Below are 22523 nucleotides of genomic sequence, written 5' to 3'. Positions count from 1 at the left end.
ACGTGAGGTAATCAATGTGTCCATCGGCTTTTTTAGTTTGTAAAGGAAATTATAGATGAGTGTTTTTAATTATCTTAAATCACTCTGATTTTTAGTGAATAAAGTATTTTTAAGCAAACAAGCTTATTCATTATTTTAATGATATGTCTATAATGGAGACTTTTTTAGTTGATTAAACGGTCTGCATATTTGTTTTGTAGGTATTGTCTTAAGCGCGCCATGCCTTCTTCTAATGACTTCATATCATAGGCATATGAAATACGAACATAACCTTTTCCATAATCCGTAAAAGAAGATCCAGGAACCATAGCGACGCCAACGGTTTCTAAAACATCGACACAAAATGCAAAGTCATCATCGGTAAAGTTTTGAATGTTAGGAAAGATATAAAACGCTCCTTCAGGTTGCCCTTCTAATTCAAAGCCCATATCTGTTAATGATTCAATCAAGAAATCACGGCGCTTCATATATGCTGCATTCATCGTTTGAGGCGCATCTGTAGCCTCAGTTAATGCAGCAATCGTAGCCATTTGAGCCGGAACATTGGCACAAATACAATTATAAGCGTGCATAAATGTTAAACGGTCTATTAAATATTGAGGGCCAGATAAAAAGCCAATACGGATGCCTGTAGCTGAATGTGATTTGCTTAAACCATTAATCAGCAATAATTGGTCCCGAATGGATTCAAAGCGTGCAAACGACGTATGTGTGGCGTGAAATGTATTTTCTGCATAGATTTCATCACTAATAATAAAAATCGGCAATGTTTTCAAAGTGTCGACGAGTGCCGTCACTTCTGCTTCAGAAAGTATGGCGCCAGTAGGATTAGATGGATAATTGAGCAGTATCGCACGTGTTTTTGGCGTGATATGTTGTTTGATGCGTTCAGGTGTCACTTTAAAGCCACTTTGTCGCGTATCCATGAATATAGGTTTACCACCGAGCGTCTGAATTAAAGGAATATAGCCAGCATAAACAGGACCCGGAAGTAGAATTTCATCACCTGGATTGATGATACAGCGCAGTACAGTGTCTAATGCTTCAGAAGCGCCATTAGTAATAATGATTTCTTCAGGGTCGTAATGGATATTGAAACGTGTTTGATAGTATTGAGAGACTGCTTCACGTGTATCCAATCGTCCCTTATTATGTGAATAGGTCGTCTGATTATTTTCAATAGCCGTTTGATATGCCTTTTTAACAATATCGGGCATATTAAAATCAGGTTGGCCAACTGTAAGGTTAATGACATCATCTAGCTGATTAATTCGACTTGAAAATTGTCGGATACTCGGGGCTCTTAAATATTGTGCATATGTATTGAGTTCTAATTTCATTTTTAAATCACGTCCTAAAAAAAGAGAAGTTAACATTTAGAATAACATGTGTACGCATGAGAAGCTATCTAAAATGATAGTCAACGATACATACACATGATTATGTTCTAAATGGTATCTTCTCTAAAAATAAGGTTTAAACTTTGATGGCCGTTGCAAATTAATCATAGGATTCGTCCATTTCGCGACAAAATCACTCGACCATAACCAAACGATAAAGCCTGAAAGTACTATATTATAAAGTAATCCTAAAATTGGCGTATCAATAAAAGGATAAAATTGGTGGCCTCGAATGGCACCGATAAATAAGCCATGTAATAAATAAACATACATTGTTCTTGATCCTATATAAGTATACCAATGATGATGTCTTGGCACTAAGTTAAAGAAAGAGAACATCGTGACAAAGATAATACCATATAAAGATAATCTTTTTAGCGGACTCATCAGTACATGCATGCCGTCCACGTGTTTGTATGGTGTACTTGCTAATAGCCAGTCCGCATCGATAGGATGAACGATATAAATTACAAAAAAGCCTACTAAAACTAAAATAGAGATAGGAATAAAACGTTTCATCTTAACGAAATGGCTAAATTCAATGTTTAATAAATACCCAACATAAAATATAGGGAAAAATACGAGTGTACGTGACCAACTTAAATAGTCTCCTACATTTGAAGAAAAACCTGCTAATAGTGCCACAATGATGGCGATAGGTAAAACGTATTTAGGTTTAAACTGCCGGACAATCACGATAATGACGTTAAAGAAAAACAGTGTTAATAAAAACCATAGTGCAAAAACAGGTTCAAATGGATCTAAGTCTAACTCACTATTTTTTCCTGTAATAAAGTAATAAATTGAAAAGAACGCAAAAAAGATGAGATATGGACCTAACAATTTTTTGCCTACTTTTTCTATGTAACCAGATTTACCCACATTATTGGCGAAATAGCCAGAGATGAATAGAAAGGCGGGCATGTGAAAACTATAAATAAGCAAATATAATGCATTAATCGCAATATGAGTATCAACATAAGGCCTAATTAAATGTCCTAAAACGACAAGAAATATTAAAACAGCACGTGCATTATCAAAAAATGCATCTCTTTTTTTCACATTTGTCATAAATAGGTGACTCCTTTTAACAATCTCATAGTTAATGTATTATAAATATCTTCAAAAATGCAATGAAAATGTATATATGATAAATTAATAGCATACTTATTTTATACAATGCCCAAACAAAAATAAAAAAGAACTTTGAAGCATAAGATTATTTTATTTTGCAAAACCTCATCGACTCACGGTTTAAAATCTACTATTTTTGTGGTAAATTGAAGGGCGTATATCTATAAATCGTTCCTTAAAAAAATGGAATAGGAGAAATCAGCTATGTCTCATAATAATTTTACTGGAATGAAACGATTGAAGCATCCTCCACGATATTTGCCGGGTTTAGATGGTTTGCGTGCGATTTCAGTTATAGGGATTATCATTTATCATCTTAATTCTCAATGGCTATCTGGTGGTTTTTTAGGTGTAGATACGTTTTTTGTTATTTCAGGTTATTTAATTACATCTTTACTACTATTCGAATATGAAAATTACGGTGAAATCAATTTAGTGAATTTTTGGATTAAACGGTTTAAGCGTTTAATCCCAGCAATGTTATTTGTTACTTTATTTACAGTACTCTACGTCTTAGCATTTGACCCTAAGCTTTTAGAGTCAATTAAAGGTGATGCGATAGCAGCTTTACTCTACATCTCAAATTGGTGGTATATCTTCCAAGATGTTGATTATTTTGATCAATTTAAACCTATGCCACTTAAGCACTTATGGTCTTTAGCTGTAGAAGAGCAATTTTATATTTTTTATCCTATTATTTTAATGTTATTTTTTAAATTATTTAGACGAAAAAAATGGGTCGTTGTCGTATTCGCTATCATTTCTATCGCTTCAGCAGCATTAATGTTTTATTTATCCGCACCAGGTGCGAATAACTCACGTACATATTTTGGAACAGATACACGATTACAAACGCTATTATTAGGTGTTATCTTTGCATTTGTGTGGCCAGCATTTAAGTTGAAAGCTAAGCCACCACAACTTGGGAGAAATCTGATTGATATTTTTGGTATCATCGCATTAGGTGCTTTATTATGGTTATTCTATGCTGTGAATGAGCAACAGTACTTTCTGTATAGCGGTGGCTTTTACGCCATTTCATTAATGACTTTAGTTATTATTGCAAGTGTAGTACAACCATCGGGCTTACTTTCTAGATTTATGGGTAATCCACTTTTCTTATATATAGGGAAAAGATCGTATAGTTTATACTTATGGCATTTTGTCATCGTTACATTTGTACACCATCACTTTGTAGCGGGTCAGTACCCATTTTACATGTATATTATTGATGTCGTATTAACGTTTGTTATGGCAGAAATTTCTTATCGATTTGTGGAAACGCCATTCAGAAGATATGGTTTTAGAACGTTCTTCCTTAAAGAGAAAATAGTGACTTCGATTATTCGTACACCACTTGTTTTAGCTGCCATTGTGTTAACTGCATTTGTATTAACTGGACATTTTGATGGTTATGCAAAACAAGAGCAAAAAGCAACGGCTTATAAAACAAATCATAAATCGACAGAAAAACCTAAAAAGCCCGAGCCTGAAAAGCAAGATAAAACAACTGATGAAAAATCTTTTGATCCTAAAAAAGAATCACCTCTATTTATTGGGGATTCATTAACAGTAGGAATGGGCTATTATTTAGATGATTATTATCAAAAACCAACCATTGACGCAGAAGTCGGGCGTTCTATGGGTGTTGCGCTCAACGTTGCTAAGAAATATACAGATTACAATAAAGCAGGGCAACCAGTCGTCATTCAAATTGGTACAAACGGTGATTTCAATGAAGCGCAGTTAGAAGAAATTGTGAAAGATTTTGATAAAGCGGATGTTTACCTAATTAATACGACAGTGCCACGTGACTATAAAGATCATGTTAATCAGTTAATGAAAAAAGTCGCTAATAAACATAAGCATGTCACATTAGTGGATTGGAATAAAGTCGGCGTAGGCCATACGGATTACTTTGCTTATGATGGTATTCATTTAGAACATCCAGGTATTCAACGTCTCGTGAAAGAATTAGATCAAGAAATGAAAGACAATCAAGGCGATAAATAAACAACGACCATTACAAATTTGAATATCTAAAGTAAATATTATAAGTGTTAAATAGGTCCGGTGATTCAAACACTGGTCCTATTTTTGATACAAAAAACGGTTCTTCATTTTTTATGGTGGGATGACATAAGTCATCCTGCTTTTTTGTACAAAAATAGCGCAAATGCCTCTATCATTTTAAGTGACTAAACCAAAAATAAAGGAGACATATTGCGCCTATGTGTAATGATATATTAAAGTTACTAAAAATTAAAGATAATAATATTAAAATCACTAAAGTTGAAGAAGATGTAGTTATTAGAGGTAAGAAATCTAACGTCATCTTTGGTACCCTTTCATACAAGCCTATGACTTGTCCTCACTGTTATCATACGAATCCAAACCGAATACACAAACACGGAAAACGTTTATCGCGAATTACTTTTTTAAGATTCCAAGAGATAGCAGTGTATTTAAATCTGTTAAAACAATGTTTTAAATGTATGGATGGAAAGTGTTACGCTTCTACAGAAAGTATGAGGATATCATTGCTTATACGATTGGAACCCCTCAATTCAATAATGGAGCGATTGAAGGAATTAATCAAAAAGTTAAACTGATTAAAAGAGTTTCATATGGCTATCGCAACTTTTATAACTTCAAAAATCGCATTTTTATTATTTTTAGACTGTATAAAAGACCAAAGAAAAAAGCAATGCCACTTTTCAATAGTGAAATTGCTTAAATAGATTGCGTACCGAGTCGAGACTCCCGAGGCATAGAGCCGAAACCGAAAATCCATTTTGGCTTCTTATGAGCTACAATAAAAGCCAAAATTAGTTGAGGTAAGGCGCCTGGGAAAGCGAGACTCGAAGAAGCATTCGGAAGTTTGCGACTTAATTATTATAGACACATAACCACCATATAAAGTGTACAGCCCAAAAAACAAACCCCAAAAGAGGTATTAAACACACTTTTGGGGCTTTTAATATGAGCAATCTTATTTACTTTGACGATATAAATCGATATCGAAGTATTTACCAACTTCACCAATTTGATCATAGAATTGTTTCATACGTTTTGCGTTAAAGTCTGCCCATGCGATATCTGTTGCATATTGATGTGTCGCTGGGTTTTGTGGATTCCAACGCATGCGGTATAACGTGTTTTGACCTGCGTGGATGTAATTTTGACCAATAAATTTCGCACCGCCGACGATTGCTTTTTTAACAGTATTCCAGCCATATTTTTCAGCTGTTTTAAAACCACCGCGAATGGCGTCAGAGTCAACTGCCCCGATACCAAACATATTGTAGAATTTTTTAGGACCGTTAGTGATCACTTTATTGTTTTTATCTACGTATCCACCATTTGCTAATGTAGATGTACCGTTTCCAGTTTCTAAAAATGCGTGTGAGATTAAGTAGATTTCATTAATATTATTTGCTTTTGCCGCTTCTGCAAACGCAGCACCTTGGCCAGCTAAGATACCTTTACCTGCGAGTAATCGGTTCAATGCATCTGCACTTAAGCCTTGATATTGATCGAGTTTTAAGAATTGATAAATGCCTGAAGCGCTGTTTTTAATGTTTTGTGTATCCATTGCTGCTTGCACTTCTTGGCGGTTTGCATCTTCCCATTTGCCTGGTACATGTTGAACTTGTGGTTTGTATGGCAATGCCATTTGTTTATCAACGGCTTCTTTTAAAGAAGCGTTAGCATTGTAATATTTAATAAGTAATGAGCGTAAGTCACCAGATTTAATCCAACCTTGTGTGCCATTTTCAAAAGTACCGTAAAGCCATGTCACACCTTTTACATTTTGTGTACTTGTCACTTTAAATAATGTTTCATAATACGGACTTAAAGAGCCTAAAACTTGTGCATTTGGTTTGGCATAGTAATAGCCATTTCCGTTATAAACAAAGTAATCTTGAGGTTGGCTTAATTTTGTTGCTTTAGTTGCTGAAGTCGGCTTAACTGTGTAAGCAGAAGCAACAGGTTTTAAATCTTTAAGGTTAATCCAGCCCATTTTATGGTTCACTTGACCGAATAAATAAGTGTCTGGACCCGCAACAACAGATTTAACAGCACTAAATGTACGATCTTTTACGTTGCCAGATAGGGCATCGATACGTTGTTTCGCAGTACCCCATGGGATTGAATATAATCCAGCTGTTTTGTTATTAACTTTATATTGACCATGCATTGGTTTTTCAGTACCAAGTGAACGTAGAATCACATCATTCGCGTTAAACCATCCTAATGGTGTGCGGCCGTCAGCGTTTTGTAATAAAACGTAATTGTGATTTTGGTTAGATGCTGTTTTAGCAATTTTATAAGTACGGTCAGTGAATTGGGCAGCATTTTTAGCTGTCTTATCATAAATCGAAGCTCTTATTCCTTCAGTTGATGATTTTAATTGACCGATTTGAGATACACTTTGTACGGCATTTTTTGTTGCTTTTTCTTGTGATTGTGTTAATAATGATTGGTCGATCCATCCAGATAATTGATTAACAGTACCATAAACGAATGTTAAGTTTCCAACTTTTTGAGATTTTGTTGCAGCAAAGTTTTGTGCGTTCTTACCAGCGACTTTACCTGCCACTTGTGCGCTAGTACCCCAAGGGACTTTGTAAAGCGTAGCGCCTGGTTTGATTGTGTAGTTTTGTTTCACATTTTTAGCTGCTTGACCTGTACGGTAGTCAACATCTTTTTGTTGAACCCATCCAACATAAGTGCCAGTCGCATAGTCAGATACGAGATAGAATGATTTTCCATTGAGCGTTGCTTTTTTCTGAACACTTAAAGTTTGATTGGTTGCTGATGTAGGTTGGCCTTTCGCATCGTATACAGTTTTATATAAGCCGTTATTTTTATTATTAATACGACCAAAACCTGAGTCACCTGTTACTTTTAATGGTGAAGAAGGTGCAGTTGTTGATGAAGATGGTGTTTTTACAACGTTACTTGCATCAATCCAACCTGTTAAATTGTTAACTGTACCATAAAGCCAATTTGTATTTGCGACTTTCTGTTCTTTAGTTGCTTTGAAAGTTTGTTTTTTGCTACCGCTAATTGTACCTGTAGCTTGTGCTTTTGTACCCCAAGGCACTTCATAAACAGTTGTACCTGGTTTAACTTGGTATGATTGTTTCACGTTCTTTTCAGGTTGTGCACTTTGATAAGTGACATCATTGCTGCGTACCCATCCGAGTAAACCATTGTTTTTCGCAGTGGATACAAGATAAAATGATTGACCATTCAGTGTTGCTTTTTTAGTCACTTTTAATGTCACATTTGTTTGATTTGTACGTACACCAGATTGGTCATACACAGTTTTGTATAAACCGTTGTTTTTAGATGAAATACGGCTATACCCTGTATTGTCAGTCACTTTTAAATTGTTGTTTTGCGGTTTAGGTTTTGATGATTGACCTGCAGTGCTACCAGCAGGGGAAGCATAGCCCATTTTCACTTGGTATTTTTCATTTATAAGATCATACAATTCATCATAAGAATAGCCATGTGCTCTTAAATAACCGTGTGGGTCTACGTGGTCTGTACCACCTAAATATCTAGAAACAGCGTCATGTGTCCAAACGGTACCTTTACCGTCATATTCTGCACTATCAGGTTTTAAGCCATAGTATTGTAAGTTAGTTGCTGCATAATCAGCAAAGTTGTTCATTTGACGTGCAAATGAATTATAGTCATGCACATGAACAAGCTCAATATGAATAAAACGTTGGTTCGCAATAGGGCCAGCACCCCAAGCTAAATAATCAGTTGGTTGCGTTTCAATTATTCGGTTACCATCGATAAATCCGTGAACAAAAGCACTTTGATAATTATTTTTCATGTATTGTATTTCACTTGTAATTGTTGAATTATCGTTAGCTGTGTCGTGAACAACGATGCCTTCAGGTTTTCCAACACCGTAGCGATAACCATAGCGTGGAATAAAGCTTGAATAGTCTTCTTCATATTTAGGAACTTTAAATTTTTGTTTTCGTATGTAGTCGTTAATTTGTGATTTGACTTGTGGTTGATATGCTTTAGGTGTAGCGGCTACTGCACGAGCTGAATAGTTTGTAGGTTCAAGTTTAACTGTTGCAGGCCCACCTTTACCTCCAACGCGAGGCGGTGTTGGTCCATTTGGATTAGCATTGATATCTACTTTTTCATTCGTTGATGTAGATTGTTGTTTTACAGCTGGTGTTTTTTCAGCTGAACGTGCAACGACACGTGCTAAGTTTTTCTCTTGATTAGATGTAGCAGCAGCTCTCTCTTGTGCGGAAATAGCAGTTGCTTTTGATTGTACTTTTTTAGCCGTTGGTTGCGTATTGTGAGTTGGTTGTTGCGTATGAGTTGTTGGTTGCTCAGTTGTCACTTGATTATTTTGTTGTTGTACAGCGATATTTTGTGAATCATCTTTCGGTAATGCTTCAGAAGGGGATTGCTGCGACTTTGTGACATTTTGTGGTGTCTCTTGTTGTGCATCTGTTTTTTGATCTTGTGCAGCATGATACGCTTCAGTTGATACTTCAGCTTCGTGATGTGGATCGATTTCTTCAGCAGCATAAGGTGATGCAACAGGTTGTTCAGCTACGTCTGCTTGTGCATGGTTATTTTGAGAAGTTGCTTCTTGTTCGGTAGCTTGTTGCGTAGCTGATGAAGAAGCAGAAGTTTGTTCTAAAAGACTTGAGTCTGCTTTAGGTTGTGTTGGTTTTTCAATTTCAACTTGATTTGGATCTTTATACGCTTGTGTTCCAGAAATCGTAGGAGCTTTCGTTTCGTTCTTGGCCTGGTTGGCTTGCTGAACTTGTTGATGCTCGTCTAAAATATTTGTTGGTGTTTCTTGCGCTTTTGTTTGTTCAGCTGCATGTGCTTCATGCGCAGTTAATGCAGACCCCGCTAATGTTAATGCAATGATAGTGGGTGTTTTATAACCTAATTTTTTAACCATTTCATTACTCCTTTTAGATAAGTTAATATAAAGTTGATTAATGCCATTATAGAATTAAAGATACAGGAATTGTGCATTTTAACTTGATTGTAATTTAACTTTAATAATTGTCCCCGTTATTTTATGTAGATAATGCACAATTAGAAATTATAGATTATTTCAAATAAAGTAATATATATAAAGTAAGCTGAGTTATGATGATGTTCCATTAAATGCTTTCGTAATTAAAGATGTTTCTCCATGTAATAATGGGGGATACCCGCATCTAAAAACTGATCGCCATACGCTTGATAGCCTAATGATTCATAAAAAGGAATCGCATGTGTTTGGGCACCTAATTTGAAATGACGAAAACCTTGGCGTTGCGCTTCTTGCTCGAGTGCGCGCATTAATGCCTTCCCCGTCCCTTGACCTCTTTCAGATTTCAAAACTGCAACACGTTCAATTTTCGCAATGCCATTCACATCTCGAAAGCGTGCAGTTGCGATGGGTTGATGGTCATCGTTATAGGCAATCATATATTGTGCGATTGTTTCAAATTCATCAATTTCTTCTTCAAGTGACACCCCTTGTTCTTCTACAAAAACGATCTTTCTGATGTCTAATACATCTTCATATTCACGTGCTGTTTCTACTTTTTTGATCATCGTTGCACCCCTTTTTTATCAGTATGATATCGATTTTATCATAAATGATTTTGAATAGACTAAGAATGAAGTAAAATATATAAAATGTATTATCCCAATTTAGACACGTGCAAACAATAGGGGATTCAAATTGTATACTTTCTATCGTGAGCACAATGCCAAAAAACAGGTTGACGTCTAACATGTGTTTAAGACATCAACCTGTTTTTGTATTTATCGTTATGAAGTCAAAATCATTATATAATCTGCGGATTGAGCGCTAATAAAATAGAAGCTATTACAACGTATTTCGCGTTGGTAGGCGCTAAAATTACATTGCATTTTGTCGTACTAATGCGGTATATTGCCAAAAAATCCGCATTTGAATAATATTCCAATTGTTCATTCCCATTGTATAGCCAGAAGGTGTGAAAATGTTAACATCAGTTACTTCTAATGCTGCAGCAACGAGATATTGAATAGGCACACTCAAATTTTGCATCTCTGGTGTTAAACCTTTTTCATCATAAACCCATGAAAATGGGAGGGGTGATTCAAAGACATCAATCGCATCAAAAATTTCAGGAAGTGCAACGATATAACACGCACCATTGATCACCGGGTTATTCTGGCTGTCTGAATAATAAAGTAGAAGTGCTTCATAATTCTCACGGTGTGCATGATTCACATAAAATAACTCTTGTCGAAAATGCGCCATGTCTTTACTGTGAATGATTTGTTGCTCTAACATGTTGAATATCCCATTGATTTGCATGATTTTGTCGTGTGTAGGGCGTGGCATGTATAGGCACCTCCTTATTAATAAAATGTATTGTTATTTTGAGATGGGTCTGGAACCCCTTGTGACTGTTGTGATGAATCAGGCTGTTGACTTGGTGCTTGTTCAGTAACAGCGGGCTGATTTTGATTTTGATCAACTGCTGGTGACGCTTGACTATCACCATTTTGTTGTTCTGATGATGTGTTATCTTTTTGTGATTTTTGGCGTCCTTTTAATAGCTGATCATCGATTTCTGTTAATGGAGGAACTTCACCGTAAAAGGACTTCGCACGTTGTATCAGAAAGTCACTTTTATTTTTAATGGGTCTTAATTCTAAATCTTCACGTAATAAGTTTGATGTCTTAATTAAATCATCGACGTCAGGATTAATGTAGTAAATGCCGTTAAGCAATTCATTTTCACCTTTAAGTTGTTGAGATTTGATTGTGACATCATTTGCTAAATAGTTTGTTGCGAGTGCACGAATTTCAGAGTAATTTAAGTTATGTTTAGAATTTTTTCCTACAATTTCAATAATATCATCTAATTTGTGTAAAGAATTTGTCTCTTGCGCTTTACGGAAGAGAATTTTTAAAACTTCCATTTGTCTTTCGCCACGTTTTAAGTCAGAGTCTTGTTTACGTGTACGTGTGATTGCGAGTGCTTCGTCGCCGTTTAATTTTTGCTTACCTTTTTTCAGTTTGATGCGACCTTTATCTTTAGTGTTAGGTTCGTTGAGATCGTATGGCACATTATATTCAATACCACCAAGCTCATCAACTGTATCAGCAAAAGCATCCATATTAATACGAACATAATAATCAACAGGGACATTAAGCTCAGTTTCCACCGTATCCATTGAAGATTCTGGTCCTCCATATGCATGTGCATGTGTAATCTTGTCAAAGTAACCGACTTTTGGAATGTAGCTCAAAGTATCACGTGGGATACTCAGTAAACGGATTTGATGTTTATCAGGATTTAAAGTGGATAAAATCATTGCATCTGTACGTGAATGTTCTGTACTTTGTCCGTTTTCTCTTCGTGAACTACTGTCATCAATACCTAAAAATAAAATTGAAACAGGCTCCTTTGCAGCATTGACTTTACTATCTCTTAATTTAGATTGACGCTCATCAGAATGAGAAAATGAGTCGTCAAAAGCATGTTTCGATGAATTAAATAGAATAAACGCAAAAATTGTAGGAACAATTACAAGCATTAAAGCAAGTAAGTACAACAGATATTTGAGTCCTTTATTCATAATAAATTGCTCCTAAAAAGATATTTTTAACATATGATTATATATTGTAATGCAATTGATTGTAAGATTTCAATCATTTCAGATGCACCGCTTCGAAATAAATTGTTTTTTCATGTGTAGGACTTCGTGTTGGTGTATAATAGAGTTAATTAATGAAAGAAGTGGGACATCATATAATCTTTTTTGATGATTGTATCAAAATCGATACACGCGCTGTTGATGACTGGAAGTTGTGCACTTTTATACATAGCTTTCCTCAAGCGTTGTATCCTGTTGCAACATTGAGGTTGTAAAATCGATTTGATCCTGTCCCACTTCCAATGATAAAGAGCAAAATAAGGATGGTGGATGTTTTTGAAGGCACAATGGATGTCACATCTTGATGAAAGTTTAGTTAAACCCTTTTATGAAGAACAAACAAAGGAAGAACAAGAAGCGGGTTTTGAAGATGTTTTAACTTTTGGTACCGCTGGGATTCGGAGTACGTTTGGTCTCGGTCCAGGTCGTTTAAACAAGTTTACAATACGTAAAGTGGCATTAGGACTCGCACAATATTTAAAACAAAAAAATGAGCATCCAACAGTTGTGATTCACTTTGATACACGATTTTTATCACAAGAATTTTCTCAAGAAATTGCACGTGTATTAGCAACTGAAGGCGTTAGCGTCGTATTAGCGGATACTTATAAATCAACACCGGAGTTGTCATTTGCTGTACGCGAGCTAAAAGCAACAGCAGGTGTCATGATTACGGCAAGTCATAATCCAAGTCATTATAATGGTATTAAAATTTATGGTGCAGATGGTGGACAATTATTACCTGAGGCATCAGAAGACTTGAGCCAATATATTAATGCAATTGAATCTCCATTAGAAATTGAAGCACGTGATTTCAATTCGTTAAAAACAGAAAAATTGATTACGTCTTTGCCTACTGAAGTGACTGAGGCGTATAAGCAAGGCGTGAAAGATTTAGTTGGCGTAATTGAAGAAAACAATGCACGTGTTGTTTTAACAAGTTTACACGGAACAAGCTTACCTATAGCTGCAGACATACTCACAGAGCTTGGGTTTGATAACTATGTTATTGAAACAACACAGTCAGAACCTGATGGCAGATTTCCAACTGTTAAAAGTGCTAATCCAGAAGAAGAAGCTGCGTTTGAATATGGCAAACGTTTAGCAGAACAAGAAAATGCGTCACTTATCATTGCTACAGATCCAGACGCAGACCGATTCGGGTTTGTTGAGCGCTATGAAGATGGCTCAACACGTTATTTTAATGGTAATGAAATTGGCTTAATCTTACTTAAATTACGCTATCAACAGCTGCAAACATCAGGCAATGCGTTCTATATGGTTAAATCAATCGTTACGGGCGCTTTGAGTGAGGTATTAGCATCAGCGTTAGATATTAAAGTTGTAAACGTTTTGACGGGATTTAAATACATTTCTGAAGAGTTAGAACGTCGTCAACAGCAAAATGATGACGCACAGTTGGTGTTAGCGTTCGAAGAGAGTCATGGGTATTTAGCGAAAGATTTATCAAGAGATAAAGATGCAATTCAGTTTATTCCTTTACTCGTTAAATATAAACAACTGTTGCATCAAAATGGACTCACATTTAAAGCGGTACTTGAAGATATTTATAAAGAAATCGGTCGCTATGAAGATTTAACGCTTTCGCCGTCTTACGAAGGACCAAAAGGTAGACAAATAATAGAGGCCATGATGGCTCATTTTAGAAATGATACAAGCGAACACATTGCAGGATTAAAAGTAAAAACAAAAGAAGATTATTTAACGCAAAAGGCAACACATCTTTCAACAGGTGAAGAGACTGCAATCACGTTGCCACAAGCGGATTTAATTCGTTATACATTTGATGAAGGCTTTATCGCATTAAGACCTTCAGGGACAGAACCAAAAATAAAAATTTATTTTTCACTTAATGTGCCTGATTTTAATGCGTTAGTCAACAACTTTAAAGCGCTGTATTTAGCTGAATCATAATATTGTGTTGTTTAAGATGAAAAATGATGAAGGTAGCGTAATTTCGCACATGCACCTTAGCCTTTATAAGGTTGTTATAAACGCTATAATTAATCTTTTATCACCTCATCTATTGACAAATGATAAACCTCGAAAGGAATAACGCATCGTTATTTCATTTGAGGTTTTTTTGTGCTTAAAAATTTGATCTGTTTATAAAAATATTAAAGAAATGTAAAGAATGTTAAAAAGAATTTTAGCCCAGTCTAAGATAATGTAAATTTAATAATAAATTTGTATTTTTAATTGAAATCAGACCGAATTTACTTAAAGATTAATATAGATTTAATAATTTAAATAAAAATCAGTTAGATGTGATGGAATGATTAAACTATAGAGAAGAAAGGTGTATGAGCGTGAAATTAACTACGATTGGTTTAGGTTATATTGGTTTACCAACATCTATTATGTTTGCAAAACACGGGGTGGAAGTGCTTGGTGTAGATATTAATCCTCAAGCAGTAGCAAGTTTAAATCAAGGGCAAATTCATATCGAAGAACCTGGATTACAAGAAGCATATGAGGCTGTATTGGAAAAAGGGAATTTTAAAGCATCTCAAACCCCTGAAGAAGCGGATGTTTTTATCATTGCGGTTCCAACACCTAACAATGATGATACGTATGAATCATGTGATATTTCAATTGTGATGCGTGCACTTGAAAGTATTGTGCCTTATTTGAAATCTGGCAACACAGTGATTGTGGAATCAACAATCGCACCGCGCACAATTGATGACCATGTCAAACCGTTTCTTGAGCAACAAGGCTATACGATTGGTGAGGATTTGTATTTAGTCCATTGTCCTGAACGTGTACTTCCTGGAAAAATTTTAGAAGAACTTGTACATAATAATCGGATTATAGGGGGCGTCACGCCTGCATGTGTGGAAGCGGGCAAAAATGTTTACCGCACTTTTGTTCAAGGAGAAATGATTGAAACAAATGCACGTACTGCTGAAATGAGTAAGCTAATGGAAAATACGTATCGTGATTTGAATATTGCATTAGCCAATGAGCTAGCAAAGATTAGCAATCATTTAAACATTAACGTACTTGATGTCATTGAAATGGCAAACAAACATCCAAGAGTTAATATTCATTGGCCTGGACCTGGCGTAGGTGGTCACTGTTTAGCAGTAGATCCTTATTTTATTATTGCGAAAGATCCTGAACACTCTCCATTAATACAAACAGGTCGTAAAATTAATCGTTCGATGCCACAGTTTGTCGTAGATCATGTGAAAAAGATTTTACAAACAGTGAACGGTCAAAAGGTTACTGTTTTTGGTTTAACGTATAAAGGTGATGTGGATGATATACGTGAATCGCCTGCATTTGATATTTATGAATTATTAAAAGCAATCGAAGGATTAGATGTTGTTGCGTATGATCCTCACGTCCAATTGGACTTTGTTGAAAAAGACATCGCAAAGGCTGTAGAGGGCTCATCCCTTGTCATTGTCTTAAGTGATCATTCGGAATTTAAAATACTTAAAGACCAAGACTTTAGTTCAATGAAAGATAAGTTGATACTTGATACAAAAAATGTCATACCGAACACTTTTAATGAAGTTAAATACTTCAACTACGGTAATTTATACGAAATAGAAAGTATGTGAAGACTTTATAAAGATAGTAGGTTATAAGTGTGAATATATTATTTAAGATTTTAAAAGAACAAGTTGGAAATTGGCAAAAAATAATTCAATTGGCAGCATATAATATGAAATCTCAGTATTCTAATCACTATCTTGGTGTGTTTTGGAATATTTTACAACCTATGATGCAAGTCGGCGTCTATTATTTAATCTTTGGATTAGGTTTAAGAGGTGGAGGAAACCATTTAGTGGATGGCGTGCCTTTTATCGTCCATTTAATTTCTGGTTTATTTCCTTGGCTATTCATTTCTCAAAGTATTAATTCGGGCGCCAATGCGATTCAATCTAATTTAGAGTTAGTGACGAAAATGAAATTTCCATCCTCTGTCTTATTATCGATTTCATTCACCAATACGTTGTTTAATCTGTGCTTTATGACCATGATTTTATTTGTCATATCGGTCGTCAATGGTTATGTTGCGATTTGGAAGTACTTTATATTTCTTTACTTTATTTTCGCTGCATTTCCAGCAATTTTTGGGATTTCTTTATTGATGAGTTCACTTGTCATTGTTGTCAGAGACACAAGAAACCTTTTACAAAATATATTGAGATTAGGTTTCTTCATGACACCTATATTTTGGAGTCTCAATTCTGCACAGCCTATTTTACAAAAAATAGCTAAGTTAAATCCTTTTACTTATTTAGTAGAAGTCTATAGAAGTGCTTTTTTAACAAGTCCACATTTGCTATATGGGACAATGGCAGATCATTTTTATTATTGGACGTTTACATTGTTGATGTTAACTTTAGGGGCTTTAGTACATCAAAGATTTAAAGACCGATTATTAGATTTTTTATAGCACAATGCAGAAGGAGCAGGTATGAAATACAAAATTTTATTAATCAGTCAAAATTTTTATCCAGAACTTGGATCAGCAGCTAATAGGATGAAAAATATATTTGAGCAACTCCAGAAAAGGGGATTTAATCCGATGATTGTGACAACGGATCCATCTTATCCCAATAGAGAAATCTTTAAAAGCGAGCGTTATTTCGATAATGATGCTTTAAATCAACTTGAAGGCACACAAATCCATCGCATCCATATGAGATTTGATAAACAACATCCGAATTTAGTTTATCGCTTACTTTACTATCTCGAGTTGACAGTTAAATTAAAGTATTATCTTAAAAGATTAGATGGTTTTGAAAATATATTTGTCAGTAGTCCTAATATATTTATGGCTTGGGCCACTCTGTTTTTCAAAAAGAATAAGAGAGCGAAATATTTTCTAGAAATTAGAGATTTATGGCCTGACAGTTTTATAGATATTGGGAAGTTTAAACTTAAATATTCAAAGCCAATTCTAAAGTTTTTAGAAAAACAAATGTATAAACAAGCGGATGATGTGGTGATTAACAATCCTTTTTTTGAGACTTATATTAAAAATATGATTGGTAACGATAAGCATTTTATTTATATGCCAAATGCTATTACAAAAAGTGAAGTTCAACCTACCCATAAATTAGAGGCATTTTCAGTCATCTATACAGGTAATATTGGTTATGCACAAGATGTGGAACAATTAATCTCGATTGCGCGACAGCTTAACGCAAAAAAAGTTCATTTTACAGCTATTGTTTATGGTGTGAAAGCAGACCGATTTAGAAGTGCTGTCAAACAAGAGTGTATGCATTATGTTCGACTCATTCCTCCGTTAAAAAGAGAAGAATGTTTAGCAATGATTTCAACTCATCATGTTTCGTTGTCTATTTTAAAAAATACACCTGTATTTATGAATGTAATGCCTGGCAAAATTGTTGATAGCATATGTTCAGGTACACCGGTCGTCAGTAATTTAGGAGAAACGGTGTGTGACTTAATACAACAAAGTGGCGTTGGCTTTTCAAAGGAAAATGCCTCATTGGAAGAAATCGTTAACTATATTTTAGAACTGAAAAATAATCCACAATTATTGAAACAAACCATCGATAATACGCAAAGTTTAAGAGATGCGGATTTTATATGGGAAAACAATATCGAACAGTTAACGCAAAGGTTGAGGAGGGGTTAAATGGAATCGAGTTTTAAACAATTCATCTCTGAAACATCGTATGAAGGTGCTTATGTAAGATTAAAGTCTGGGAAGGTTCCAATCTATCAAGACGAAGCGATGACAATACCATTTGAATTAAATGACCCAACCTCAAAGTTATATCAAGTGTTATATGAATATGAACAGTCAACTAAGCTTGCTTTGAAACAGAGCGAGCTTGAGCTTTATGTGAATAAAAATGATGTACAGTTAATGTTATTTTTACACGTTGATTCACAGTTAAATGAGATTCATCTTGCTTATTTTGATCAAAAATGGAAGCAAGTTTACCTTGAAAATCAAGATGAGCCGTTTGATTATCAAGTCAATGATGTAGGGTACTTAATCGCAAATCATTTGAATATCCTCATGGCCATTCAAAGAAAGCAACAACTTAATGTTGTAAAAAAATTGCTCGGAGATACGATTGAAAAACGACAATCGATTGCACAATTGATGGAACAAAATAACACATTAAAAGATCGATACTTGAAGTTGCGCAATTCAAAATTGGGAAAACTTCAGATTAAATGGTGGGAGAGGCTGAAATGAATTTTAGAGAGATAAAGTATTTATTATTTGGCAATCCTAAACCATTCCGAATGACGAGAGAAAAGATTGATTTCAAAGAAGAAGAACTCACAACGCTCCAAAATATTGCGGACGTCATAGAACAAGATGAGGGTAAAGGGCTTTACGAAATCTATCGATCCCATGCGTTAAAACCTTACGTTGACTATATTCGTACTTATCATCAAGTGGGAAAAGGGGATCAAAATGCATCTTTTGACTTAGTGAACACGACAGAACAAACTTTATTAAATCAAGAGAAATTGCCTTTAACAGTAGGCATTGTCGCAGATACATTTTTATATGATGCTTTAAAAGGAGCTTGTAATTTAATTTACATTAATGAAAAACATAAGGATGAACATTATGATTTTGTCATCATTGCATCGACTTGGAAAGGTATAGATGGTTATTGGGAAGGCAATACGAACGTTCATAGTGAAAAATATGAAGAACTGAAAAGGCTTGTTAAAAATTTCCAAGATAGAGCAATTCCTATCGTATTTTTCAATAAGGAGGATCCTATTAATTTTGAGGTCTTTCAATCTCATGCACAATGGTTTGAACATGTGATAACGACGGAACAAGATTTTGTGTTAGCTTATAAAGAAAAATTAGGCATTGCAAAGGTGAAACAGATGCGGTTTCCAATCAATCCTCGAATCCATCATCCGATAGCGTCCAGCCGAGATGTTGCGGATAAAAAAATTGTTTTTGCAGGTTCTTGGCTAGATAAATATGAAGAACGTGCGGCGGATATACAAACAATTTTGGAAGGCGTCATTCAAAATAACTGGGATTTAACCATTTATGATCGAAATCTATGGACAAATAAAAAGAAGTATCAGTTTCCAGCAGCATTCTTACCCTATATTGCTGCACCGTTAAACCATATGAATACGATGAAAATGCATCGTGCCTATCCATTTGCTATTAATGTGAATACTATTAAATATTCCCAGACTATGTGTGCGAACCGAATTTTCGAGTTACAAGGCATGGGCGTGTTCATGCTATCGAATTATAACACATTTGTGAATGCACATTTTCCACAGGTACAGATGGTTTTTGAGCCTCAAGATGTGAAGAAAATTAATAGATTAGATTCCGTTTTAATTAAAAGAGCACAATCCATCGGTATTCAAAAGGTCATGCTTTCAACAGCGCATCAGTTGAAGTGGTTGAACGATGTCAGTCAATTCATTGGATTGTCTAGTCAAAGCTCAAATCTTCCTGAGCTCACGGTAGTTATCGAGGAAGCGGATACGAAAGCAATGGAAATGTTTGAAGCTCAAACTTATGAATGGAAAACATGTGTTTCCTCCACGGACGACATTCATACAGATTACTACACGTTCTTCTCATCTGATTTCAACTATGATCCCGAATACTTGAGTGACTTTGCAGCAGCGTTTATGTATACCGATGTCCGATTTATTACCAAAAGGACGGAGGGATATCGATGGGTGAGTGGTTATGACAGCCGCTATTTAACAGCATTTAATCAACAACATGACAATAATCAACGAGGTTTTGCATTAGACATCACATTTGTAGATAGTCAGAATCAGATTGAAGCAGTTCCACCTGTGAAACCTGAACTCAGTGTGATTGTGCCTGTCCATAACAATGGTACACATTTAGAGCATAAATGTTTACGTTCAATCATAAGTCATCCTTTGTTTCCAAAACTAGAAGTCATTCTTGTTGATGATGGGTCAACGGATCGTTACACCAGCAACTTAATGAAAATGTATAGTCAATGGTACAAAAATATTGAAGTGATTCATCTAGATGAAGCTTCAGGGAGTGCTTCGACGCCAAGAAATATAGGGATTGATTATGCGAAGAGTGACCTGATCACTTTTCTAGATCCTGATAATGAATGGATTGGAGAAGGAATTGACCGTTTGTTCGAGGAAATAACACAAAATGATGAGATTGATGCTGTAATTGGCAACATGTTAAAAGTAGACCAAACTGAAACGAAAAAACATGATTATTATCAACAGTTTGTTCATGTCGTGCATGCGGATATGACGCGACAGACTCACCAATTTTTACATGATATGAAACTTAAGACAGCCAGTATTCAAGCGCTCATTGTTAGGAAGTCTTTATTAAAAAAACATCAAATTAAAATGGTGCCGGGTGCTTTAGGACAAGATTCATTGTTCTTTTTAACAATGATTCATCATGCCCAAGCGATCAAAGTGGTTGATGCTACAGTGCATGTCTACTACGCAGGGATTGCCAATTCGATGACAAATCAAATTTCTGAACAATTTTTTAGAAAATATTATTTAGTTGAGCGGGAAAAGGTGAAATTTCTAAAACAGCATGGCTATTTATCAACATATATGAATCATCGTTTTAATTACTATGTTAAGCATTGGTATATTTCAAGGATAAATAGAACGACAGAGAAAGATCCAAATGTGTTGAAAGCATTTTTAGCAATCATTGATTTATATCAACATTTTGATCGTCCGTATGATGCGGAATTAGTAGATGAAATTGAAATGATGAAGAACGAGGTGAAAGAATGGGGTATTTACTGATAACCAATGCATATCCAAACAAAGATAAAATATATGCGAATGCTTTCATTCATCGAAGAGTTAAAGGCTACTTAGCACAAGGGCTCGATGTAACGGTTGTTGTTTTTACAACTAAAATCAAAAGAGATGAATACTTTGATGGTGTAAAAATCATGTATATGGATGAGGCACAATTATACAATCATCTATTATATTACCGTTACGATAAGCTGTTATTCCATTTTATTAATTATAAAATGTTTAACGCAGTAGAACGCTTAAAAGTAAAGCCGAATGTCGTTGTCTGGTTACACGGTTTTGAAGCTGAGGCATGGTATACACGTTATTATAATTACTTATCATCACCGGGGTCACTAAAAGCGCAACTACAGAAAAAAGAGCATTTTTATCCAGTTCAAAAAGCTTTTTTGAAAAAGTTAATGACACGCCAAGATATGAACGTACAGTTTATTTATGTCTCTGAAAGATTTAAGACATTGTATGTAGATCCATTTGTAGGTGTTGAGCCTGAAAACTTTGAAATCATACCGAATATGATTGATGCAGATTTATTTCCTTATCACGAAAAAACAGAAGAGGACCGCTTTCATATTGTATCGATACGCCCCTTTACTGCTAAAAATTACGCAAATGACCTAACAGTAAAAGTCATACAACAATTAGCTAAAAAGAAATACTTTAAGAAACTCAAATTTTCAATCTATGGGGATGGGCCACTGTTTGAAAAAATTACAAAGCCGCTTCAAAATAAGAAAAATGTTAATTTGAATAAGATGTTTATTCCGCAAAATGAAATCTCAAGCATCCATCGAGAGCATGGCATATATTTAGGACCTAGTCGCCATGATTCTCAAGGCGTATCAATTAATGAAGCCATGAGTTCAGGATTAGTACCCATTTCGAATGAGATTGGTGGCATCCCCAATTTTATTCAGCAAGCAGTATCTGGGTTTTTAGCACCACGAAACGATGTTGATCAAATGGTTGCTTATATTGATTATTTAATTCAACATCCAAAAGTATTTTTAGAAATGAGTAGAAACGCATCCAAAATGATACAAAGTATAACAGGTTCAGATGTTGTACTTCAAAAAGAACTTGAGGTGATTACAAATGGGGAATATTAATTATCAAGCCGCATATGAATATCTAGAATCACAATTAGAAGACATCATGCTTGAAACAGCATACTTACTCGATCATAATCCAGCAACTTTGAAAATCGATGATATCGTAACTCATCAGGAAAAAGAAGGCGAAATTGATGTAACAATATGTAGTTCGGGAGAAAAAATGAAATATGCGCTCTATATTTATAAAAAGGGTGAATCAGTAGCGATTGATAAAATCATGTATCAAGTTCAAAACCATTTTCAACTCGAATTAGAACCCGGTAAATATAGAATCAAAGCCTTTGTACAACAAAATGATCAGCAAAAAGTATCAGAATCAAAGGAAATGAGAGTCTATTAA

The 22523-nt window shown here is 35.0% G+C and carries 16 protein-coding genes and 1 pseudogene; 11 read left to right on the top strand and 6 right to left on the bottom strand.

The genetic code is table 11. The annotated features are described in order from the left end of the window. Nucleotides 1-164 precede the first annotated feature (164 nt). Both MUA40_RS08600 and MUA40_RS08595 read right to left on the bottom strand, forming a co-directional pair. Nucleotides 165-1340, bottom strand: coding sequence for an aminotransferase class I/II-fold pyridoxal phosphate-dependent enzyme (locus MUA40_RS08600; RefSeq protein ID WP_016424700.1), 1176 nt, complete (start codon nucleotides 1338-1340; stop codon nucleotides 165-167). 123 nt (nucleotides 1341-1463) lie between these two features. Beyond that, complete coding sequence (locus MUA40_RS08595; RefSeq protein ID WP_016424701.1) at nucleotides 1464-2471, bottom strand: acyltransferase family protein; 1008 nt, start codon at nucleotides 2469-2471, stop codon at nucleotides 1464-1466. Nucleotides 2472-2738: 267 nt separating this feature from the next. On the opposite strand from MUA40_RS08595, the gene MUA40_RS08590 reads away from it, so the two are divergent. The 3 genes and pseudogenes from MUA40_RS08590 to MUA40_RS08580 form a co-directional block, all read left to right on the top strand. Then, nucleotides 2739-4547 (top strand): acyltransferase family protein, encoded by a 1809-nt coding sequence (locus tag MUA40_RS08590; protein ID WP_262569414.1) that lies wholly within the window; start codon nucleotides 2739-2741, stop codon nucleotides 4545-4547. Between the two features lie 218 nt (nucleotides 4548-4765). Then, complete coding sequence (locus tag MUA40_RS08585; protein WP_194513262.1) at nucleotides 4766-5146, top strand: transposase family protein; 381 nt, start codon at nucleotides 4766-4768, stop codon at nucleotides 5144-5146. Further along, nucleotides 5110-5271, top strand: a pseudogene (locus MUA40_RS08580) (transposase); the annotation flags it as partial. The gene MUA40_RS08585 and the pseudogene MUA40_RS08580, both read left to right, overlap by 37 nt. Before the next feature lie 255 nt (nucleotides 5272-5526). On the opposite strand, the gene MUA40_RS08575 reads toward MUA40_RS08580, so the two are convergent. The 4 genes from MUA40_RS08575 to MUA40_RS08560 all read right to left on the bottom strand — a co-directional run bounded on the left by MUA40_RS08575 (nucleotide 5527) and on the right by MUA40_RS08560 (nucleotide 12170). After that, nucleotides 5527-9498: a GW dipeptide domain-containing protein gene (locus tag MUA40_RS08575; protein WP_016424705.1), complete on the bottom strand. Its 3972-nt coding sequence runs from the start codon at nucleotides 9496-9498 to the stop codon at nucleotides 5527-5529. A 224-nt stretch (nucleotides 9499-9722) separates the two neighbouring features. Continuing rightward, nucleotides 9723-10145 carry a GNAT family N-acetyltransferase gene (locus MUA40_RS08570; RefSeq protein ID WP_016424706.1) on the bottom strand — a complete coding sequence of 141 codons (423 nt, stop codon included), beginning with the start codon at nucleotides 10143-10145 and terminating at the stop codon, nucleotides 9723-9725. 310 nt (nucleotides 10146-10455) lie between these two features. Next, entirely contained in the window at nucleotides 10456-10926 is a 471-nt protein-coding gene (locus MUA40_RS08565) for a DUF2538 family protein (protein WP_016424707.1), read from the bottom strand. A gap of 17 nt (nucleotides 10927-10943) precedes the next feature. Next, the gene (locus tag MUA40_RS08560; protein ID WP_016424708.1) at nucleotides 10944-12170 is read right to left on the bottom strand and encodes an LCP family protein; all 1227 of its coding nucleotides are present in this window, start codon (nucleotides 12168-12170) and stop codon (nucleotides 10944-10946) included. A gap of 348 nt (nucleotides 12171-12518) precedes the next feature. Between MUA40_RS08560 and MUA40_RS08555 the strand changes: the two genes are divergently transcribed. From MUA40_RS08555 to MUA40_RS08520, 8 genes are all read left to right on the top strand, one after another. Further along, nucleotides 12519-14183, top strand: coding sequence for a phospho-sugar mutase (locus MUA40_RS08555; RefSeq protein ID WP_126496153.1), 1665 nt, complete (start codon nucleotides 12519-12521; stop codon nucleotides 14181-14183). 395 nt (nucleotides 14184-14578) lie between these two features. Continuing rightward, a complete protein-coding gene (locus MUA40_RS08550) occupies nucleotides 14579-15841 on the top strand; it encodes a nucleotide sugar dehydrogenase (RefSeq protein WP_037559217.1) in 1263 nt (420 codons plus the stop codon). Nucleotides 15842-15870: 29 nt separating this feature from the next. Then, on the top strand, nucleotides 15871-16683 hold the full coding sequence (locus MUA40_RS08545; RefSeq protein WP_016424711.1) for an ABC transporter permease: 813 nt from the start codon (nucleotides 15871-15873) through the stop codon (nucleotides 16681-16683). A gap of 21 nt (nucleotides 16684-16704) precedes the next feature. Then, nucleotides 16705-17898, top strand: a complete 1194-nt coding sequence (locus tag MUA40_RS08540) for a glycosyltransferase family 4 protein (RefSeq protein WP_262569412.1) — start codon at nucleotides 16705-16707, stop codon at nucleotides 17896-17898. Beyond that, nucleotides 17899-18471: a hypothetical protein gene (locus MUA40_RS08535; RefSeq protein ID WP_016424713.1), complete on the top strand. Its 573-nt coding sequence runs from the start codon at nucleotides 17899-17901 to the stop codon at nucleotides 18469-18471. Beyond that, nucleotides 18468-21050, top strand: coding sequence for a glycosyltransferase (locus tag MUA40_RS08530; protein ID WP_016424714.1), 2583 nt, complete (start codon nucleotides 18468-18470; stop codon nucleotides 21048-21050). Before MUA40_RS08535 ends, MUA40_RS08530 begins: the two co-directional genes overlap by 4 nt. Beyond that, nucleotides 21035-22177: a glycosyltransferase family 4 protein gene (locus tag MUA40_RS08525; RefSeq protein ID WP_016424715.1), complete on the top strand. Its 1143-nt coding sequence runs from the start codon at nucleotides 21035-21037 to the stop codon at nucleotides 22175-22177. The genes MUA40_RS08530 and MUA40_RS08525 overlap by 16 nt, the downstream gene beginning before the upstream one ends. Next, nucleotides 22164-22523, top strand: coding sequence for a hypothetical protein (locus tag MUA40_RS08520; RefSeq protein ID WP_016424716.1), 360 nt, complete (start codon nucleotides 22164-22166; stop codon nucleotides 22521-22523). Before MUA40_RS08525 ends, MUA40_RS08520 begins: the two co-directional genes overlap by 14 nt.

This window comes from Staphylococcus schleiferi (assembly GCF_025558325.1).
Lineage (GTDB): Bacteria > Bacillota > Bacilli > Staphylococcales > Staphylococcaceae > Staphylococcus > Staphylococcus schleiferi.
Note: the sequence above shows the minus strand (reverse complement) of the source record. Positions and strands in the feature narration are given on the sequence as shown.

What these genes read in the sequence shown, in the direction of transcription:
- MUA40_RS08600 (WP_016424700.1), bottom strand. Translation starts at nt 1,340, where the DNA reads ATGAAATTAGAACTCAATACATATGCACAATATTTAAGAGCCCCGAGT.
- MUA40_RS08590 (WP_262569414.1), top strand. Translation starts at nt 2,739, where the DNA reads ATGTCTCATAATAATTTTACTGGAATGAAACGATTGAAGCATCCTCCA.
- MUA40_RS08565 (WP_016424707.1), bottom strand. Translation starts at nt 10,926, where the DNA reads ATGCCACGCCCTACACACGACAAAATCATGCAAATCAATGGGATATTC.
- MUA40_RS08595 (WP_016424701.1), bottom strand. Translation starts at nt 2,471, where the DNA reads ATGACAAATGTGAAAAAAAGAGATGCATTTTTTGATAATGCACGTGCT.
- MUA40_RS08585 (WP_194513262.1), top strand. Translation starts at nt 4,766, where the DNA reads ATGTGTAATGATATATTAAAGTTACTAAAAATTAAAGATAATAATATT.
- MUA40_RS08570 (WP_016424706.1), bottom strand. Translation starts at nt 10,145, where the DNA reads ATGATCAAAAAAGTAGAAACAGCACGTGAATATGAAGATGTATTAGAC.
- MUA40_RS08555 (WP_126496153.1), top strand. Translation starts at nt 12,519, where the DNA reads ATGTTTTTGAAGGCACAATGGATGTCACATCTTGATGAAAGTTTAGTT.
- MUA40_RS08575 (WP_016424705.1), bottom strand. Translation starts at nt 9,498, where the DNA reads ATGGTTAAAAAATTAGGTTATAAAACACCCACTATCATTGCATTAACA.
- MUA40_RS08535 (WP_016424713.1), top strand. Translation starts at nt 17,899, where the DNA reads ATGGAATCGAGTTTTAAACAATTCATCTCTGAAACATCGTATGAAGGT.
- MUA40_RS08540 (WP_262569412.1), top strand. Translation starts at nt 16,705, where the DNA reads ATGAAATACAAAATTTTATTAATCAGTCAAAATTTTTATCCAGAACTT.
- MUA40_RS08530 (WP_016424714.1), top strand. Translation starts at nt 18,468, where the DNA reads ATGAATTTTAGAGAGATAAAGTATTTATTATTTGGCAATCCTAAACCA.
- MUA40_RS08525 (WP_016424715.1), top strand. Translation starts at nt 21,035, where the DNA reads ATGGGGTATTTACTGATAACCAATGCATATCCAAACAAAGATAAAATA.
- MUA40_RS08560 (WP_016424708.1), bottom strand. Translation starts at nt 12,170, where the DNA reads ATGAATAAAGGACTCAAATATCTGTTGTACTTACTTGCTTTAATGCTT.
- MUA40_RS08520 (WP_016424716.1), top strand. Translation starts at nt 22,164, where the DNA reads ATGGGGAATATTAATTATCAAGCCGCATATGAATATCTAGAATCACAA.